The sequence below is a fragment of the Natrarchaeobius oligotrophus genome (assembly GCF_003841465.1).
Lineage (GTDB): Archaea > Halobacteriota > Halobacteria > Halobacteriales > Natrialbaceae > Natrarchaeobius > Natrarchaeobius oligotrophus.
Map to the genome: position 1 here is coordinate 25715 of NZ_REFZ01000022.1, position 17407 is coordinate 43121.

At 64.3% G+C, this 17407-nt stretch carries 17 protein-coding genes and 1 tRNA gene; 9 read left to right on the forward strand and 9 right to left on the reverse strand.

Annotation, left to right across the window (positions count from 1 at the left end):
* Positions 1 to 62: 62 nt before the first annotated feature.
* Both EA472_RS19490 and rbcL read right to left on the reverse strand, forming a co-directional pair.
* Positions 63 to 344 carry a hypothetical protein gene (locus EA472_RS19490; protein WP_124193175.1) on the reverse strand — a complete coding sequence of 94 codons (282 nt, stop codon included), beginning with the start codon at positions 342 to 344 and terminating at the stop codon, positions 63 to 65.
* Positions 325 to 1575 (reverse strand): type III ribulose-bisphosphate carboxylase, encoded by a 1251-nt coding sequence (gene rbcL / locus EA472_RS19495; protein ID WP_124193176.1) that lies wholly within the window; start codon positions 1573 to 1575, stop codon positions 325 to 327. Before rbcL ends, EA472_RS19490 begins: the two co-directional genes overlap by 20 nt.
* 351 nt (positions 1576 to 1926) lie before the next feature.
* Here rbcL and EA472_RS19500 point away from each other — a divergent pair, with 351 nt between their 5' ends.
* Positions 1927 to 2865 (forward strand): hypothetical protein, encoded by a 939-nt coding sequence (locus tag EA472_RS19500; protein WP_207891190.1) that lies wholly within the window; start codon positions 1927 to 1929, stop codon positions 2863 to 2865.
* A gap of 222 nt (positions 2866 to 3087) precedes the next feature.
* On the opposite strand, the gene sucD is transcribed toward EA472_RS19500, so the two are convergent.
* The 3 genes from sucD to EA472_RS19515 form a co-directional block, all read right to left on the reverse strand.
* Positions 3088 to 3960 (reverse strand): succinate--CoA ligase subunit alpha, encoded by an 873-nt coding sequence (sucD, locus tag EA472_RS19505; protein ID WP_124193177.1) that lies wholly within the window; start codon positions 3958 to 3960, stop codon positions 3088 to 3090.
* Positions 3957 to 5108 carry an ADP-forming succinate--CoA ligase subunit beta gene (sucC, locus tag EA472_RS19510; RefSeq protein ID WP_124193178.1) on the reverse strand — a complete coding sequence of 384 codons (1152 nt, stop codon included), beginning with the start codon at positions 5106 to 5108 and terminating at the stop codon, positions 3957 to 3959. The genes sucD and sucC overlap by 4 nt, the downstream gene beginning before the upstream one ends.
* Positions 5109 to 5344: 236 nt before the next feature.
* On the reverse strand, positions 5345 to 5866 hold the full coding sequence (locus EA472_RS19515) for an Rrf2 family transcriptional regulator (protein WP_124193179.1): 522 nt from the start codon (positions 5864 to 5866) through the stop codon (positions 5345 to 5347).
* Positions 5867 to 6101: 235 nt separating this feature from the next.
* Here EA472_RS19515 and EA472_RS19520 point away from each other — a divergent pair, with 235 nt between their 5' ends.
* Complete coding sequence (locus EA472_RS19520; RefSeq protein ID WP_124193180.1) at positions 6102 to 6974, forward strand: UbiA family prenyltransferase; 873 nt, start codon at positions 6102 to 6104, stop codon at positions 6972 to 6974.
* Positions 6975 to 7122: 148 nt separating this feature from the next.
* Here the strand turns inward: EA472_RS19520 and EA472_RS19525 are convergent, their stop codons facing one another.
* Entirely contained in the window at positions 7123 to 7350 is a 228-nt protein-coding gene (locus EA472_RS19525; RefSeq protein WP_124193181.1) for a DUF5795 family protein, read from the reverse strand.
* Between the two features lie 194 nt (positions 7351 to 7544).
* On the opposite strand from EA472_RS19525, the gene EA472_RS19530 reads away from it, so the two are divergent.
* Entirely contained in the window at positions 7545 to 7868 is a 324-nt protein-coding gene (locus EA472_RS19530) for a hypothetical protein (protein WP_124193182.1), read from the forward strand.
* 152 nt (positions 7869 to 8020) lie between these two features.
* Here EA472_RS19530 and EA472_RS19535 read toward each other — a convergent pair whose 3' ends face one another.
* Positions 8021 to 9871 (reverse strand): threonine--tRNA ligase, encoded by a 1851-nt coding sequence (locus EA472_RS19535; RefSeq protein ID WP_124193183.1) that lies wholly within the window; start codon positions 9869 to 9871, stop codon positions 8021 to 8023.
* Between the two features lie 358 nt (positions 9872 to 10229).
* On the opposite strand from EA472_RS19535, the gene EA472_RS19540 reads away from it, so the two are divergent.
* The 5 genes from EA472_RS19540 (at position 10230) to EA472_RS19560 (ending at position 14147) form a co-directional block, all read left to right on the forward strand.
* Entirely contained in the window at positions 10230 to 11168 is a 939-nt protein-coding gene (locus tag EA472_RS19540; RefSeq protein WP_124193184.1) for a substrate-binding domain-containing protein, read from the forward strand.
* Positions 11169 to 11175: 7 nt separating this feature from the next.
* Positions 11176 to 11892: an ABC transporter permease gene (locus EA472_RS19545; protein ID WP_124193185.1), complete on the forward strand. Its 717-nt coding sequence runs from the start codon at positions 11176 to 11178 to the stop codon at positions 11890 to 11892.
* Complete coding sequence (locus EA472_RS19550; protein ID WP_124193186.1) at positions 11889 to 12656, forward strand: amino acid ABC transporter ATP-binding protein; 768 nt, start codon at positions 11889 to 11891, stop codon at positions 12654 to 12656. The genes EA472_RS19545 and EA472_RS19550 overlap by 4 nt, the downstream gene beginning before the upstream one ends.
* A 41-nt stretch (positions 12657 to 12697) precedes the next feature.
* Positions 12698 to 13393 (forward strand): TOBE domain-containing protein, encoded by a 696-nt coding sequence (locus tag EA472_RS19555; protein ID WP_124193187.1) that lies wholly within the window; start codon positions 12698 to 12700, stop codon positions 13391 to 13393.
* Positions 13394 to 13598: 205 nt separating this feature from the next.
* Positions 13599 to 14147, forward strand: coding sequence for a DUF7351 domain-containing protein (locus EA472_RS19560; RefSeq protein WP_124193188.1), 549 nt, complete (start codon positions 13599 to 13601; stop codon positions 14145 to 14147).
* A gap of 298 nt (positions 14148 to 14445) precedes the next feature.
* On the opposite strand, the gene EA472_RS19565 is transcribed toward EA472_RS19560, so the two are convergent.
* Both EA472_RS19565 and EA472_RS19570 read right to left on the reverse strand, forming a co-directional pair.
* A complete protein-coding gene (locus EA472_RS19565) occupies positions 14446 to 15837 on the reverse strand; it encodes an ATP-binding protein (protein ID WP_124193189.1) in 1392 nt (463 codons plus the stop codon).
* A 315-nt stretch (positions 15838 to 16152) separates the two neighbouring features.
* A tRNA-Glu gene (locus EA472_RS19570) sits at positions 16153 to 16227 on the reverse strand.
* 222 nt (positions 16228 to 16449) lie between these two features.
* Between EA472_RS19570 and EA472_RS19575 the strand changes: the two genes are divergently transcribed.
* On the forward strand, positions 16450 to 17187 hold the full coding sequence (locus EA472_RS19575) for a fumarylacetoacetate hydrolase family protein (RefSeq protein ID WP_124193190.1): 738 nt from the start codon (positions 16450 to 16452) through the stop codon (positions 17185 to 17187).
* Positions 17188 to 17407: the final 220 nt, after the last annotated feature.

Sequence of the window (17407 nt, forward strand, 5' to 3'; positions counted from 1 at the left end):
AGGTCGCTCGACGAACGGCGCTCCGGGGACGGCGATCGACGAGGGACGGCCCGAAGCGTCGATCACCGACCCGGACGGCTCACTTCTCGAGTTCCGCGTCGACACCGCGTACGTCTCCCCGTCGAACTCGTAGTGGCCGTCGGACCGACTGCCGAAATGGGGTGAGTTCCGTCGTACTCCTCGAGGCGAACTCGATCGGCGTCGCGCAGTCGGTCGTCGCGAAGGAGCGTCTCGATGAGCAGCGGCGTTGCCTCGACGTCGTCGTCGGTTCCGCTCGAGTCGTCTCCCGTCCCGTCGGAGCCGGAACGCCAGCGGTGGGGCCCGCTATCGCGGCGTCTCGGCACCCCACTTCTCGAGCGCGGTCGCGAGTTCCTCGTGGTCTTCGGCGTAGGTCCCGAGCGGGACGCCCTCGAGGCTGGCCTCGACGGACTGGCGGAGCGCCTTCGCGCCGGCGTGGGTGCCGTCGGGGTGACCGTGGATGCCACCGCCGGCCTGGATGCAGATCTCCGTCCCGAGCGCGTCGATCAACTGGTCGACGACGCCCGGATGGAGCCCGCCGGAAGCGACGGGCAGGACCGGCGTCAGGCCGTGACAGTCGCCGGCCAGCCAGGCGTTGATCCCGGGCGTGTCCTCGTTCTCGAGTTTGCCGAGACCCGCCGTGCCGGTGTGGATGTGGTCGACGCCACAGAGGCGCGCGATCTGTGCGAGCACGCGCATCGAGACGCCGTGGTGGTCCGTGCGGTCGAAGGCGGCGTGCATCGCGCGGTGGGCGTGGATCGCGAGGCCGTGGTCCCCACAGCGCTCGCGGACGGACTGGACGGCGGCCCAGCCGCAGGTGATGACGTCGACCATGACGAACCCGCCGCCGTGTTCGGCCACGAGGTCGACCCGCTCGAGCATCTCCGTCGTCTCCGCCGTGACGTTGACGAGGTAGTCCTTGCGCTCGCCGACGTCCTCCTGGACGCGGTCGCGAGCCGCGAGGCTCTCCGCGAGGCGGTCTTCGAAGGGGTTGAACGCCTGGTCGGTGAGGTTCTCGTCGTCTTTCAACAGATCGATGCCGCCGCGCCAGGCGGCTTCACCGACGCCGACGTGGGCAGACGTCGAGAGGCCGACCTTGGGTTTCGGCACCGTCGCGAGCACCGGTCGGTCGCCCGCGTCGAGTTTCTCGGTCGCGACGGCCGGGCCGAACTGCGGCCCCGGAAACCCGTCGACGATCGACGCCGGCCAGGTGCAGTCCTCGAGCCGGATCGAGTCGACGGCTTTCATCCCCATGATGTTGCCGGCGATACACGAGAGGATCTGAGCCATGCTCCCCTCCTCGAAAAGGCCGACCGGATAGGCGACGGCGATCCGGTTCCCGTCGATTTCGCACGCGACCGCACCGAGGTGGGTTAGCTCGTCCTCGTCGACGTGCAACGCCGCCCAGGTCCCGTTCGAGGATTCCGAGGCGACACGACTGGCCGCCGCTTCCGTCGACATCCCCGCCGCCGGATCTATCGTAAACTCACAGACGAGGTCCGTCGCCGACGGCTCGTACTCGAGGTCCAGAAAGTCGTCGTACTCGATTCCAGTCATGGCAACTCGCGACCTTCTCCGCCTCGAGTAATAAGGGTTGGCGTCGCGTTCACGCGCTGGAACGGGCTCCCCGCCGGGCCACGCATCCCGCGTGCTACGGCGCGTCCAGCGGTCTTCGAATCCGGACGACGTGACGTCCTCGAGCGAGTTCGAACGGTGCGTCGATCGCGCGCCGATCGATCAGTTCGTTCGTTCACCGAACGAAATTATCGGTGGACGATCCGACAGACTGGTGCGACACCAAATTGTTGAATCACAGATACTCTGTGGCGCGTCTCCCGTCCTGACTCCCGTCTAGAAAAATTCCAAAACTTAATTATCTGTGATAATGTAGTAGTACAAAGCGAGTTCATGACCGATAGTACGATCGACGAAAAACCGGGTGACGGCGGGTTCGACGTCGGCTCGAGCGCCGACGAGCTGTTCGGGGAGATCACGGAGGAGCCACTCGAGGCGGACGTCGATCGAGAAGACCCAACCGAAAGCGACGACACAGCAGAGACCGGCGACGACGGCATCGAGGATCGGACCGCCGCGTCGGTGTTCGGCCAGCTCAAAGACGAGGTCGGCGATTCGGGCACCGACGAGCTACTCGAAGACGAGACGCCGGACGAAATCATCGCGAGTGCAGACGAGCCGGATCCGGAGCCGGAAGACCCCATCGACGACGACCTGCTCGCCGACGACGACGAACTGGCCGACCTCCTGCTCACCGGTCGAACGAAAGGCGAAGAGTTCCTCTGGATCGACGCGGACGACTCGTCGACGCCGACGGACAGCGCCGACCCGGACGACGCCGACGTCGAATCCGACTCGAGCGCGCGTCTGGAACGGGCTGACGACGTAGCGGCGGAGTCGGCGGACGCCCCGTCGGCGCTCGAGTCTGACGAAACGCGGGAGACCGAGTCGGAGACTGACGAAACGCCGGCACTCGAAACGGACGACGCCGACGAATCGTCCACGCTCGAGGTCCCGTCCGGGGCCGAGAGCGACGAGTCGGTTTCGGCCGAAACGGACTCGACGGCTGCGGACGGACCGGCCGACTCCGAACCGACGGCGAACCCGGACGCTGTGGGCCCGAGTGACGAATTCGACGACGCCGAACGCGAGTCCGAGCCGACCGAGCGCGACGCCGGAGACGGATCCGACGAACGCGATGCCACGAGCCGTGACGCCGAACGCGATGCCACGGACAGCGAGGCCGAACGCGACGACGAGCGAGCGTCCGAAAGCGAGCGTTCGCCCGGTCTCTTCGCTCGCATCCGGGCGAAAATCGCGGGCATCTTCTAGCTGGACGTCACACCGATCGATCGGTCGTGGACGCCGCCGGTGGGACGACCGCCGCTCGAATATCTCCGAAGGCGACGACGGTGTCCTCGCGTTCGCCTCGATCCTCGACCGTCGTCGAGAGACGGTATCCTCTCGGTGGAAAGCGGACACCCTCGAGTCGACGATCCCGGGTTCCGAAATCGGTCCGAAAAGCAAAATGATGCGAGATAACGGAGACGCGAGTTAGGCGAGGAACTCTTCGATGTGATCCGCGACTTCCTCGGGCGTGTCTCCGACGGGGACGCCGGCGTCGTTGAGCGCGTTGATCTTGCTCTCTGCGGTGCCGGTTCCCGAGCCCGAGACGATCGCGCCGGCGTGGCCCATGCGCTTGCCCGGCGGCGCGGTTCGACCGGCGATGAAGCCGGCGACCGGCGTGTCGACGTGGTCGTCGATGAACGCGGCCGCTTCCTCCTCGTCCTCGCCGCCGATCTCGCCGCACATGACGATGGCCTCGGTCTCGTCGTCGTTCTCGAACAGCTCGAGGGCGTCGACGAAGTCCGTGCCGATGATCGGGTCGCCCCCGATGCCGATGGCGGTCGTCTGCCCGATGCCGCGGTTGGTGAGGTTATCGACGACCTGGTAGGTCAGCGTCCCCGACCGGGAGACGAGCCCGACGTTGCCGTCCGAGAAGATGTTGCCCGGCAGGATTCCGAGTTTGGCCTCGCCGGGGGTGATGAGACCGGGACAGTTCGGACCGATGAGTCGCGTATCCGTCTCCGAGAGGCGCTTGTTCACCCGCGCCATGTCCTGGGTCGGGATGCCCTCGGTGATCGCGACCGCAAGCTCGAGGTCCGAGTCGAGCGCTTCGAAGATGGCGTCGCCCGCGAACGCGGGCGGGACGAAGATGACGGAGGTGTCGGCGTCTTCCTCCTCGACGGCCTCGTGGACCGTGTCGTAGACGGGAACGCCGGCGGACTCCTGGCCGCCTTTGCCCGGCACCGCGCCGGCGACGACGTTGGTGCCGTACTCGATCATCTGTTCGGCGTGGAAGTTACCCTCCCCGCCGGTGATACCCTGTACCACGACGCGCGTGTCGTCGTCGACCAGTACGCTCATTGTTCGTTCACCTCCTCAGCGTACGCCACGGCACGCTGAACCGCATCCTCGAGGGTCTGTTCGACCGTCACGAGGTCTTCGTTCAGTATCTCCATTCCTTCCTCCCAGTTGGTGCCGGCGAGTCGGACGACGACCGGCTTGGGAATCTCGTCGAACTGCTCGAGAGCCTCGTTGATCCCCTTTGCGACCTCGTCGCCGCGGGTGATGCCCCCGAAGATGTTGAAGACGACGCTGTCGACGTTGTCGTCGGAGAATACCATGTCGAGCGCGTTCGCGATTCGGTCGGCTTTCGCCCCGCCACCGACGTCGAGGAAGTTGGCGGGCCGGCCGCCGTAGTGGTCGACGAGGTCGAGCGTCGTCATCACGAGGCCGGCTCCGTTGCCGATGATACCCGTGTTACCTTCGAGACGGACGTAGTCGAAGTTGTACTCGTCGGCCTTCTGCTCGAGTTCGTCGCCCGCGGCGGCCTCGTCTTCCATTTCGGCCAGTTCGGGCTGACGGAACAGCGCGTCCTCGTCGATGTTCATCACGGCGTCGGCCGCGATCACGTCGTCGTCGGCCGTGACCATCAGCGGGTTGATCTCGGCGTCGGAGCCGTCTCGGCTCTCCCAGAGATCGTAGAGCGTCATGAGAACGGTCGAGACGTCGCGCGCGACGGCGCGGTCGACGCCCGCGTCGTAGACGGCCTTGCGGGCCTGGTAGGGATGCATTCCGAAGGAGGGATCGACGTGTTCGCGGGCGATCGCGTCGGGGTCTTCCTCGGCGACCTCCTCGATGTTGACGCCGCCGCGGGTCGAGACCATCGCGACGGGTTTGCCCTCGCCGCGGTCCATCGTGATCCCGACGTAGAGTTCGTTCGTGAAGTCGACGGCCTCCTCGACCAGCACGCGGTCGACGTGGTAGCCCTTGAGATCCATTCCGAGGATCGAATCGGCCGCCTCGCGGGCCTCGTCCTCGTTTTCGACGAGTTTGATACCGCCGGCTTTCCCACGGCCGCCGACCTGTACCTGCGCTTTGACTGCCACCGGATACCCGATCTCCTCGGCCGCGGCGAGTACGCCGTCGGCGTCGGAGGCGAGTTGTGACGCCGGCGTCGGAATCCCGGCGTCGGCGAAGACCTGCTTCGCCTGGTATTCGTGGAGTTTCATAGGCATTCGAACGGGCGTGCTGGCCTTGCTTAAATCCTGTTAGTTTCCACTCGCGCCGGTGATCCGCCGGATAGTATCAACCCACAACGCCGCACACGTTCACGCTCTGATCACTCGAGGTCGTTTTTTGTGAGGAACACAACAGCGGTGAAGAGATGGCGTCGTCGATCGCGGTCGGGCGACGACGTCGGATCGCCGCGACGGGGGGAGACGTCGTCGCCGGTCGGGCGGAGAGCCTACGACGCGGACGACGCCTCGAGTTGCATGACGTCGAGCAGAATCAGGTTCTTCGTGGGTTCGACCGCCTCGATAACCCCGGCGAGGAGGAGTTCCGCGTTGGGCTGGACGCCGATCGCGATCGGATCCCCCTGTGCCAGTCGTTGGACGGACTCGCCGAACCGGATCCGAGCCTGGCAGGTTTCCGGGTGGTGGACGTTGGTGAACGTGATGCTGTCGACGACTGCGTCGACGCGATCGAAATCGCGAGCGAGAACCGCCATCTCGGGGTCGTCGACGGGGTGGCGATCGAGCACCTCGTATGCGGCCTCGGTGGGTTGGTATCCGCCCCGCGGTCCGGAGACGCTCTCTACGAGACCGAGATCGACCAGATTCGACATCTGGTTTCGGACGGTTCGGGGTTGGCGGTCGACGTGACTCGCGATGGTTCGTGCGGGGACCGGGCGCTCGTCATCCCGCGCGTTGTTGATGAGCACGGAAAGAATAGTTCGCTGACTCGTCGTCAACTCGATCTCGACCATGTTCGATATAGTTCCCGTTCGCACTTTATACCAGTCGGTGTCTTCGGTCGGCGAGGAACTGATCGATCGACGCGAGCGAGAAACCGACGTCGCTCCACAACGCCCAAGGCCGTCCGGACCCTTCCACCGCTAGAGACGACTCGACTCGCGCGTCGACTTCCTCGAGCGCGCCGCGTTCCGGCCGTTCGCGGGGTCGACCGCGACGGCCGATCCGTCCACCGGAGGCAGACCCGCCGTGTCCAACACCACACCCACGCGCAGCCGGCGACGGTGGCTCTCGTCGGTCACGTCGGGGCTTCGGACGCTGGTGCACACCAACCTCTTCATCTCGCTGGCGACGGTGAGCGTCGCGGTCACGACCGTGACGCTAGCCGGACTTCCCCTCGAGGCGCTCCCGCTGTTCATCGTCTTCGCCGCCACGATGTTCGTCTACACCGTCAACCGGTTCACCGACCTCGAGGAAGACGAACGGAACGTCCCGCGTCGAGCGGCGCACACGCGCCGCTACGGTCGGTTCTGGCTGGCTCTCGGCGTGGTGCTCTATCTGGCTGCGGTCGCCGTCGCGGTCGTACTCGGACTTCCCGGCGCGCTCTACCTGTCGCTCCCGCTGGTGGCGGCGCTTTTGTACTCGGTGGTCGGCGTCAAGCGACTCTTTCTCGTGAAGAACGTCTTCGTCGGGCTCGCGTGGGGAGCCATCCCGCTCGGCGTCGGCTACTACTACGGTCAGCTTCTGAGCCTCGAGATTCTGTTTCTGTTCGGCTACGTGACCGCGATGATCACCATCGCTGCGGTCGTCTTCGACGTCAAGGACATCGAGGGCGACCGCGCGGAGGGGATCGCGACGGTTCCCAACACGCTCGGCCCGCGTCGAACCAGACGCTTCTCGCTCGTGGCGACCGTCGTCGTCGCGCTCGTGGTCGTCGCCCTCGTACAGATCAGCGCGCTCGGCGGCGAGTTTTTCGTCGTGCTCGCGATGAACGGCTACGTCGCCTGCTACGTTCCGTTCGCGACGCCGGACCGCGGACCGCTGTTCTACGGGTTCGTCGTCGACGGCGAACACGTGTTTCTCGCCGCGGTCGTTCTCGCCGCCGAGTGGCTCGTCTGGTGATGGGCGGTTCTCGACACTGCGGGTCGCACGCGACACCACGGACCCGAGCGGCGTTCGGACGGGGCTCTCGTCGGTCCGCTCGCAGTCGCCTCGAGCAATCGCGACGACCGATTCCGGCACGTACCGTCCTCCGTCACGCCGAGCGCGGTCAGTCCCCGTCAGTCTCGCTCCAGTCGCAGTCCTGGCACTTGCGTCCGACGACGAACTCGGTGACCGAGGGCATGTAGCCGACCTCGAGAACGGAGCCGCCGCAGTCGGGACAGGCCCGGTCCGCCTCCTCGATCGACTCCGCTTCCATCACGGACTCGCCCTCGATTAGCTCCGCCAGCGTCTCCGCCGTGACCATTCGTCCCTGAACGACGCGGTTCTCACTCACACTCGTGGGTGCGGACTCGACCGCCCTAAGCGTTCGGGACGGTTCCGCGGGTCGTCGCTCGGACCGATAGTGCGCACCCGGCAAATTGCCCGACGGATTCGCCTGCGGGATATTCCCGAACGAGGACCTGTAACCGGACCGAGCCGGTAGCTGCGGGCACAAGGGTATAAGGGCGGACTCGCCTACGGATCGGTATGGAGACGCGATGGGCGACGATCGACGGTGTTCACCTCGAGATTCCGACTGACTGCACCGTCGACCAGCTCCGCACTGTCCTGCACAAGCCCGAGAACGCGGTTCTGATCGCGGTGACCGGCGACCTCGTGTCCGTCGTTCACGACGAGGAACGCCCCTTATCCGAGCTGGTCGCCGGCTGTGGCGACACCTACTACTTCAGAAGCGAAGACGAGTACGATCCCGGGCGCAACGAGATCCTCTCGGCACCCGAGATCGAGAACGCGCTGAAGATGCCAAGCGGCGAAGAGACGACGTTCCAGCGGCCGGGAATCGACCACTGAGCGCGACGTCGCGGCGGCGAGTATTCGAACTCGGTCTCGAGTCGGGTGTTCGACCCGATCCCGTTTCAGGCGTCGACTGGTGGACGAAACCGAACCCTACCACACGATTTCGCTCGGCAGTTCGGGCCCGGAAAACCGCTAGCGAAAACGGATCACGTGAAGTTCGGGTGATCGCTGACGTGACGCGGGAGATAGCGGGCCTTGTTCGGTTTCTCCCCGACGTCTTCGAGCACGGCCGCCGTCAGCGTCTCGAGATCCATGTCGCGTTCGTCGTCCTCGTGACGGAGGTTCACGCCGAAGACCGGCTCTGCGACCTCGTCGTCGCCGACGACGGCATAGTACGGAACCCAGTCGGTTTCCGCCTTCGCGATGCGTTTACCGACCGACTCGTTTCGGTCGTCGACGTCGGCGCGAACGCCTGCCTCCTCGAGTTCGTCGACGAGGTCGTCGCAGTACTCGACGTGCTCGTCGCCGACGGGAATGAACCGAACCTGCGTCGGCGAGAGCCAGGTGGGTAGGCTCGCGGTCTCCTGACGGGCGGCCTGCTCGAGCAACGCGGCCATCACGCGCTCGATCCCCCCGCTGGGCGAGTAGTGGAGGATGATCGGATTGTGCGAGGACTCGCCGGTGTTGTACGTGATGTCGAATCGCTCGGCGCTCTCGACGTCGATCTGAACGGTCGGGTTCTCGATCGGCCGACCCAGCGCGTCGATGGCGGCGAGGTCGATCTTGGCCGACCAGTAGTGGTGGCGATCCGGCAGCACCTCGAGCAACACCGGTTCGTCGACGTCGGCCGCGACCGTCTCGATCCACTCGCGATGCTCGTCGAAAAAGTCCTGGGTGACCCGAAGGGCCGCGACGTAGTTGAGTCCGAGGTCCGAACTCGACTCGAGCGAGAGGTTCGTCTGGGCCCGGAACTCGTCTTTTGCCTGTTCGATGTCGGCCGTCGCGGTGTGCATGTCGGGCATGGTGAACGCGCGCTGGCGCTTGAGTCCCATGACCTCGCCCTTCTGTTCGCGCCGGAACGAGTACGTGCTCATCTCGTAGACGCGAAGCGGGAGATCGGTTTCGGAGATGAACATGTCACGCATGATCGAAAACTGACCGAAACAGGCCGCAAAGCGCAGCATCATCTTCCGATTGCCGCTCTCGAAGCGATACTGGCGCTCGCCGAACTTGCCCGCGTGTTCGTCGATCGCGCGCACGCCGAGGTCGTACATGATCGGCGTCTCGACGGGCATCCCGCCGTAGTCGACGACGAGGTCGTTGACGTACTCCATCAGCGAGTCGCGGACGAACTTGCCCCGCGGGTAGTACCGCAGGTTGCCCACGTCCGAGAGCGGATCGTAGTCGACGAGCTCTTTTTCCTGCATCAGCGAGAGGTGGGCCGGCTCCTCGCCCTTGCTCGCGGTGATCTCTTCGACCTCGTCCTCGACGAACGCCCGCATGTCCTCGCTCAGCGCCGACTTTCGCTCGACCGGATCCCGAAGCTCGCCGTCGGGCGTGAGGAGGTACCAGTCGCTCGGTTCGCGCTCTTCGGATTCGTCCTCGTCGGACTCCTCGGCGTCGCCGTGGTGACTCGTGACGTGACGCGACAGCTCCGACAGCGGGTGTCCCTTACAGGAGATCTCGAAAGACTTGTACCAGCCGAACGGCGCGCGGAGTATCTCGTAGTTCTCGGCCTCGAGTTCCGACTCGAGTGAGCGCATGACCGTCTTCGCCGCGTCCGGGCTCGCCAGATCCTCGCTCAGGTGCGCGTAGGGGTAGAGAACGATGCTGCGGGTGTTGAGCTGACCGGTGACGTCCTCGAGTTCGTCGACCGCGTTCGCGACGACGCCGTCGAGGTCTTCCTCGTCGTCGGACTCGACGGTGATGAACGCCGTCACGCACTCTTCCATCTCCCCCGCCATCGGTACGCCCTCGGTCTCCGCGAGGTCGTCCGGCCCCGCCTTGTCGGTCGTCTCAAACGTTAGATGATCCGAATGAATGAACAGCAGTCGCATGTGCAATAGATGGACTCACGGGCTAGATAAATACCGTGGTTCGCCGGCCGGACGCCCTCGAGAACGCGCGATCCGTACTCGACGCGCGACGGCCGGGTGAGTCGTCCAGAGCGGTCCGCTCGGACGCGTTTCGTCGATCACACTCGAACGGGGTGGACGCGTCGGTCGGCGCTGACCGACGACGAGCGTTCGACGAAACGCTCGAGCACTACGTAATCAAATGTGGTTTCGAGAGGGTCGGGAGTGCGAATATACGTGCGCTGAACGGGGCAGTGAAAAGGAAACTCTGTCGTCGACAACCAGTTTCAGTTACGTTCGAATCCAAAGCTATTTTGTCCCGGCACGGGTCGTAGTATCTATGCCGATACAACGCCGAGAGGTCGTCGCCGCGCTCGGAAGCACCCTCGCGGTCGGCCTGGCCGGGTGCACGGTTCTCGGCGACGGTGGCAACGGCGACGCCGGTCCGGAGATCAGCGGCGAAACGCTGACGCTCACCACCACGACGAGCACGTACGACACCGGCCTGCTCGACGAACTGAACGCGCCGTTTCAAGAACGGTACGGCGTCACCGTCGACGCCGTCGGACAGGGGACCGGTGCGGCACTCGAGACCGGGCGAAACGGCGACTCCGACGTCGTGATGGTCCACGCGCGCAGACTCGAGGACGAGTTCGTGGCGGACGGCTACGGGGTCAACCGGCGCAACGTGATGTTCAACGACTTCGTCGTCGTCGGCCCCGCGGACGATCCCGCCTCGATCGCCGGGAGCGGCGGGGTGACGGGGGCCGTCGACGCCGTCGCGGAATCGGAGTCGACGTTCGTCTCCCGCGGCGACGACTCCGGCACGCACGCGAAGGAACTCGAGGTCTGGGAGGCGGCGGGACTCGACGTCGCCGACTTCGGCGAGTGGTACGTCGACGGCGGGGATGGGATGGGAGCGATCCTGGTCCAGGCCGACCAGCAGGGCGGATACACGCTGGCCGACCGCGGAACGTACCTCTCGATGCGAGACGAGATCGACCTCGAAATCCACGTCGAGGGTCCGGTCGAGGGCGGCCCCGAACTGCTGGCGAACCCGTACGGGATCGTCGCCGTCAACCCCGCGGTTCACGACCACGTCGCCTACGACCTCGCGATGGCCTACATCGGCTACGTCACGAGCGTCGAGGGCCAGGAGATCGTCGAGCGGTACACGATCGACGGCGAACAGTTGTTCTTCTCGCAGGCGCTGGCCGAGGAGCCGAACTTCGAGCAGTACGTCCCCGAGGGGTGGGAGGGGGCGAGCGACGCCGAGTGAGCGAGCGATGACGGTCGAATCCAGCCTGGTGACGCCGCTGTTGCTCGAGTTTCCCTTCGAGTGGACGTACCTCCGGAGCATCGTCCGCGTCTCGCTGTACGTGAGCCTCGTCGCGGTCGCACTGAGCACGCTGTGTAGCCTGCCGATCGCACTCGCCGTCGGGTTCACAGAGTTTCGCGGGAAGACGCTGCTCACGTCGGTCATCAACACCGGAATGGGGTTTCCGAGCGTCGTCGTCGGCCTGGTCGTGCTGTTTGCCGTCTCCAACCAAGGACCGCTCGGATCGTTCGACCTCGTGTTCACGGCCGAGGCGATGATCGTGTCCCAGTTCGTGCTCGCGACACCGGTCATCACCGGCGTGAGCCTCGCCGCCGTGAGCAGCGTCGAACGGACCGTCCGCGACGCCGCGTTCGCGATGGGCGGAACGAGAGTCGACGTCGCGCTCGTGACGATCAAGGAGGCCCGCTACGGAATCGCCACGGCGGTGCTCGCGGGGTTCGGACGGGCCATCAGCGAGGTCGGCTCCGTTCTGATCGTCGGCGGCAACATCGTCGGCCCGGACGGCACCTCGAAGACGCGAACGCTCACGACCGCGATCCAGCTCGAGGCGAGACAGGGACGGTTCGAAACGGCGATGATGCTCGGAGCGATCCTGGTGGTGCTCGTGTTGGTCGTCAACGCGTTCGTCGTCCGACTGGGACGCGGTGACGGGGGGTACCGATGACGCTCGCCGCGAGAGACGTCCACCACGGCTACGGCGACGACCCCGTCTTCGACGGCACGTCACTGTCGGTTTCCCCCGGCGAGGTCGTCGCGATCATCGGTCCGTCCGGGGTCGGCAAATCCACCCTGCTCCGACTGCTCGCGCTGTTCGACCGACCAGACGGGGGCACCGTCGAGTACGACGGCGAGGACGTCTGGAACGCGTCGGAACGGAGGCGGCTCGCGTACCGACGCCGGATCGGCATGGTGTTCCAGGAGACGAGCCTCTTCGACGCGAGCGTGCGTCGCAACGCCGAGTACGGACTCAGGGTTCGAAAGTCCTGGCCGGATCGACTCCGCGACGAACTCCGGGGTTTCCTGGGTCGAACCAACGGCACCGTCGACGCGGTCGAAGCGCTCGAGACCGTGGGGTTGGCTGAAAAAGTCGATCAGGACGCCGCGTCGCTGTCCGGCGGGGAGGCACAGCGGGTCGCGTTCGCTCGCGCGCTCGCGTACGATCCCGAGGTGCTTTTGCTCGACGAACCGACGTCGGATCTCGATCCGCGAAACACCGCGGTGCTCGAAGACGCCGTTCTCCAGGCCAAAAACAGCGGAATCGGCGTCGCGATCGCGACTCACGACATGCACCAGGCCGAGCGGGTCGCTGATCGAGTAGCGGTGCTGCTCGGAACCGGGATCATCGAGATCGGCGAGACTGAGACGGTCTTCGACGATCCCGCCGACGACCGAACCCGGAAGTTTATCGACGGCGAGTTGGTATACTGACGGTAGTCGCCGCGACGTCACCATCCGCTCGAGGCCCAACGATGACGATCGAAAAGGAATACAGCACGAAGCTCTCGATCGACGGCGTCACCGTCGATCGCCGCGACGTCGAGATGCTCGCGGCGATCGACCGCCGTGGATCGATGCACGCCGCGGCCGACGATCTGGGGCGGTCGTACGCGCGTCTGCAAAATCGCGTCGTCGAGATCGAGGAGGCCGTCGGGCCGATCACCGAGCGACGCCGCGGCGGTCCCGGCGGCGGCGGGACCGAACTGACCGAGACCGCCCGCGATCTGTGTCGGCAGTTCGACCGCCACGACGCCGAACTCGACGGCGTCGCGCGGGTGACGGAGTCCGTGTTCTCCGGTACCGTCCGGGAGCGAACCGGCGAGCTCGCGACCGTCGACTCGGCGGTCGGCTCGATCCTGGCGCTGGTTCCCGACGGAGCGAGCGAGGTACAGGTCTCGGTTCGCTCCGACGCGGTCGTCCTGACCGACCCGGACGAGACGCCGCGGGCGGACGGAACGAGCCTGCGAAACCGGTTTACGGGAACCGTCGACCGACTCGAGTCGGGCGACGCGATCACCAGAGTGACCGTCGAACTCGAAGCCGACCGGCCGATCCAGGCGTTGATCACGAACGCCAGCGCGGATCGGCTGACGCTCGAGCCCGGTCGGTCGATCGCCGCGTCGTTCAAAGCAACGGCGGCTCGAGCGATCGCGGTCGATTCCCCGTAGCACGTCCGAGCGGCGTCACTGGACGGGTCGGGGAGCGTTCGGAGTACTACTCCAGTCGAGAGACGTTCGGTATCGAAGCGCGCTCCGGACGCCGTCCTGCTGACCGCCGCGAACGGCCGTGGCCCGCCCGCGCATCGCTACTCGGCCATCCTCCGCGGTCCGATCCACCCCACCTATTCAACCGGCCACGTGTTATCGGAGTAGTATGACCGCCGAACGAACGGCGGCCGACGCGTTCGCCCTGCTCTCCGACGAGAGCCGGGTGGAGATCATCCGAGCGATCGCCATCGCCCACTCCGAGCAGGAGCCGTCGAACTCGGGACCCGCGCCGCTTTCGTTCTCGGAGGTCTACGAGCGCGTCGGTGTCGACAACACCTCGAAACTGTCGTACCACCTCGGGGAGCTCACGGGAACGTACCTCAGGAAACGCGAGGGGGGCTACTCGTTCACCCACGCCGGCGATCGGATCGCTCGGTTCATCCTCGCGGAGAATTTCCGCCGGCCGGCCGACGTCGGCCCCATCGAGACGGACGGGAGCTGTCCGTACTGCGGGGAAACGACTCTCGAGGCGGGAGTGGACGACCAGTACTTCGCGGTTCGGTGTTCGGCCTGTGACCGGCCCGTGACCGGCTACACCATCACGCCGGCTCAGACGCGCGCCCGCTCGGGGAACACGCTGCTCGAGGTGCGATTATTCCCTGGAGATACGACGAAAATGGGAACGTTGCCGACCAGTGGGTTGAGGCAGAAATGAGTGTTCTCCGCGGACTAGAAGAGGGAGGGATGATAGATGTGTTTCGAGAGCTGCACGGCTACGGCGAACTCGACGTTCTCGATGTGAGTCACGCGACGCAAACGGATACCCCGTTGGCGGTTCCAGCAACAGAAGTTGAGGGGAAACGATTCGACCACACGATCGTGACACAAACACTGGATCCCCGAGAGCGTTATTACGATCAAGATCGCTTTCGCTGCAGTGATCACGCGCCTCTTATTGCGGTATTTCGGCCGTAAATCTGCGTGTGTCCGCGGTTACTGACTCTGGATTTATTTCATGCGGGTGAAAAAATCTGTGCGAGGTCGTCTAATTCGAACAGCGACCAGCTATCGTCAAGTTCCGCAGCGAGGCCGTCAACAAATCCGCTTCTCGAGAACAGGGCAAAGCGTTCGGATCGATTTCCTGGCCCCCATCGGACGTTCTCAGCCGTTTCTCGAAGGTCATCGACGAGTCCGTAGCCAACTGGATCACTGGTCCACTTGCATTCGGCGAGGAGGATTCGGTTATCAGCGGGTGCGAGCCCGACGATGTCGATTTCGTGTTCCCCATACCACCATCGGCCCACTTCGGAATATGGCTCCAGTTCTTCGCGTCTGATCAGCTCCCAGACGGCTTCGTTGCAGATATCTTCGAACGTTGTTGCAACATGCGTCGGCAAATCCGGCTCGATCGTCCCCTCGAACACGACGGACGGGGCTTCTTCGATGCTGGATCGGTTCGGCTCGACGTAGCGAAACCAAAACCGGAGGAACTCATCGGCGACGCGGTACCGGGAGCGTTTGGACTTCTGCCCGGCTGCCGTGACCGGCACTTCGCGATCGAGGAGTCGAAGTTGGCGAAGCGTCTGGAGGTACTTCGAAAGCGGTCCTGAATCGATGCCAGTGGCACCCGAAATTTCGTTCGGTGTCGTGTGTCCCAGTGCGACTGCCTCGAGGATACTCAGGTAACGGGCCGGATTTCGAAGTTCCGTTCGAAGCAGGAACTCCGGCTCGTTGTACAGCATTGCTGTCGGCGAGAGGATGTGTGTCCGGATGTTTTCGGATAGCGGCCGCTCGTAGTCGAAGAGTGTGAGATACATGGGCGTCCCTCCCGTAACCGAGTACGACCGGATCGCGTCTGCAATGTCGTACGAGATGACGTCACGAGCCTGTTGAAACGAAAACGGTTGGAGGTCGATCTGTCCGGTTCGACGACCGTACAGGGGACTTTCGTGGCCGAGCACCGCTGATTCCATCGTGCTCACGCTCGAGCCACACAGTACGAGCATCGACTCGCTGCCCTGGAGTTGCTCGTCGACGAACGCCTGGATATAGGACGGGAGTGAGTCATTTTCCTCGACTAAATACGGAAACTCGTCGATTACGACGATCCGATCGTCCGTTTTGAGTTTCTCTCCGAGATACTCGAACGCGTCGTCCCAGCCGTCGATTCGTGGAACACGCTCATCGAACGTTTCAGCGACTTGCTCCACGAATTTCTCACGTTGACGATCTTCTGCTTCTTGCGCAGCGAGATAGTAGAGATGGGGGCGATCAACACAGAACTCTTTGAGAAGCGCGGTCTTTCCCACGCGCCGACGCCCGTAGACTACGTAGAACGCGTGGCCGGGCGATGAATATGCCGTTTCGAGTGAAGCGAGTTCGTCCTCCCGATCGTAGAATGTCATACTTTGGCTAATGATTACTGCGATAATGACTTGGTCGTTTTGGTCGATCTGGGTGAACGGAGTCTACCGCACGCAATCTAGATGAGGATAGCTTTATCTTACCGAGTAGTTGAACGATCAGAGCAAACAGTACAGGAACAACTATGCAACATGTGAACCGAGAGAGTACGGGCAAAGTGACCTTTTGAGTCATTTGCCCGCGAATCTAGTGCTCCGTCTGGGATTTGAACCCGATGCAAATCCTCGCTTCACTCGGATTTCCGTGATTCAAATCCAGCGGTCGCATTTGCTGCTCACGGTTTGTTCGCAGCAAAGTGCTCCGTCTGGGATTTGAACCCAGGTCATCGGCTCGAAAGGCCGAAATGATTGGCCGGACTACACCAACGGAGCCCCGTACGCACTCAGTGGTTGCCGAGGCCTAGTAAAAAGCGTTCCGTTCCGCGTCCGTCGTGGCACGACCTGACACTCGAGCGCTCGCCCGCGTTCGGTTCGCCCTCGTCCGGTTGAGTTCCCGCCTCGAGATCGACGTTCCCGGACGGAGCCGAGACGCCGTCGGATCGCAGCTTCGCCCGCATCTCAACGCTTTTGACCGTACGATTCGACTCGATGCGTATGAAATACGTTCGATTTCGCGACCCGGCCGGCGCGGTCCGTCGCGGCGAGTACGAGAGCGGTCACGTCCACTTCGCGAACGAGAGCTACGCGCTCGCGGACGACGCCATCGACGTTCTCCCGCCGTGTGAGCCGTCGAAGGTCGTCTGCGTCGGACGAAACTACGCCGCTCACGCCGACGAGATGGGATCGGACCTTCCCGACCGCCCGCTGTTGTTTCTGAAACCGCCGAATTCGGTCGCCGGCCACGGCGACACTGTCACCGCCCCCGCAGGCAAGGACCGGATCGACTACGAGGCGGAACTCGGGATCGTGATCGGCAGGCAGTGTCGCCACGTCCCCGAAGCGGACGCGATGGACGTCGTCGAGGGCTTCACCTGCGTCGACGACGTCACCAACCGCGACGATCAGGAAGAGGAGGTGAACTGGATCCGCGCGAAGGCCTTCGACGGCTCCGCACCGATCGGCCCCGTGCTCGCGACGCCCGACGAAGTCCCGGACGACGCGGCCGTCCGCTCGCGGGTCAACGGGACGGTGAAACAGGACGGCTCGCTCGAGCAGCTCATCTTCTCGATTCCCGAGTTGATCGCCGAGATCACCACCTACCTCACCCTCGAGCCCGGCGACGTGATCGCCACCGGCACGCCCGAGGGCGTCGGCCCGCTCGAGGACGGCGACCGCGTCGAGATCGACGTCGAGGGGATCGGCACGCTCGAGCACTCGATCCGAATCCCCTGAGACGGGTTACTGGAAGTCATAGGGATCAGTAGGCTAGTTCATATCTTCTGGACGCGTAGAGAGTCCCATGACGACGTGGGGCGGAAAGTTGGGTGATGTTGATGAGGAGCAGTTGCGCCAGCAACTGCGCACGGAAACTGATGCGAAGGCGATCAAACGCCTCACGTGTGCGCTGCTGTACCGACAAGGTAAATCACCGGCAGAGATCGAGCAGTTGCTC

What these genes read in the sequence shown, in the direction of transcription:
- EA472_RS19535 (WP_124193183.1), bottom strand. Translation starts at nt 9,871, where the DNA reads ATGCGACTGCTGTTCATTCATTCGGATCATCTAACGTTTGAGACGACC.
- EA472_RS19500 (WP_207891190.1), top strand. Translation starts at nt 1,927, where the DNA reads ATGACCGATAGTACGATCGACGAAAAACCGGGTGACGGCGGGTTCGAC.
- sucD (WP_124193177.1), bottom strand. Translation starts at nt 3,960, where the DNA reads ATGAGCGTACTGGTCGACGACGACACGCGCGTCGTGGTACAGGGTATC.
- EA472_RS19540 (WP_124193184.1), top strand. Translation starts at nt 10,230, where the DNA reads ATGCCGATACAACGCCGAGAGGTCGTCGCCGCGCTCGGAAGCACCCTC.
- sucC (WP_124193178.1), bottom strand. Translation starts at nt 5,108, where the DNA reads ATGAAACTCCACGAATACCAGGCGAAGCAGGTCTTCGCCGACGCCGGG.
- EA472_RS19515 (WP_124193179.1), bottom strand. Translation starts at nt 5,866, where the DNA reads ATGGTCGAGATCGAGTTGACGACGAGTCAGCGAACTATTCTTTCCGTG.
- EA472_RS19550 (WP_124193186.1), top strand. Translation starts at nt 11,889, where the DNA reads ATGACGCTCGCCGCGAGAGACGTCCACCACGGCTACGGCGACGACCCC.
- EA472_RS19565 (WP_124193189.1), bottom strand. Translation starts at nt 15,837, where the DNA reads ATGACATTCTACGATCGGGAGGACGAACTCGCTTCACTCGAAACGGCA.
- rbcL (WP_124193176.1), bottom strand. Translation starts at nt 1,575, where the DNA reads ATGACTGGAATCGAGTACGACGACTTTCTGGACCTCGAGTACGAGCCG.
- EA472_RS19555 (WP_124193187.1), top strand. Translation starts at nt 12,698, where the DNA reads ATGACGATCGAAAAGGAATACAGCACGAAGCTCTCGATCGACGGCGTC.
- EA472_RS19545 (WP_124193185.1), top strand. Translation starts at nt 11,176, where the DNA reads ATGACGGTCGAATCCAGCCTGGTGACGCCGCTGTTGCTCGAGTTTCCC.
- EA472_RS19530 (WP_124193182.1), top strand. Translation starts at nt 7,545, where the DNA reads ATGGAGACGCGATGGGCGACGATCGACGGTGTTCACCTCGAGATTCCG.
- EA472_RS19575 (WP_124193190.1), top strand. Translation starts at nt 16,450, where the DNA reads ATGAAATACGTTCGATTTCGCGACCCGGCCGGCGCGGTCCGTCGCGGC.
- EA472_RS19560 (WP_124193188.1), top strand. Translation starts at nt 13,599, where the DNA reads ATGACCGCCGAACGAACGGCGGCCGACGCGTTCGCCCTGCTCTCCGAC.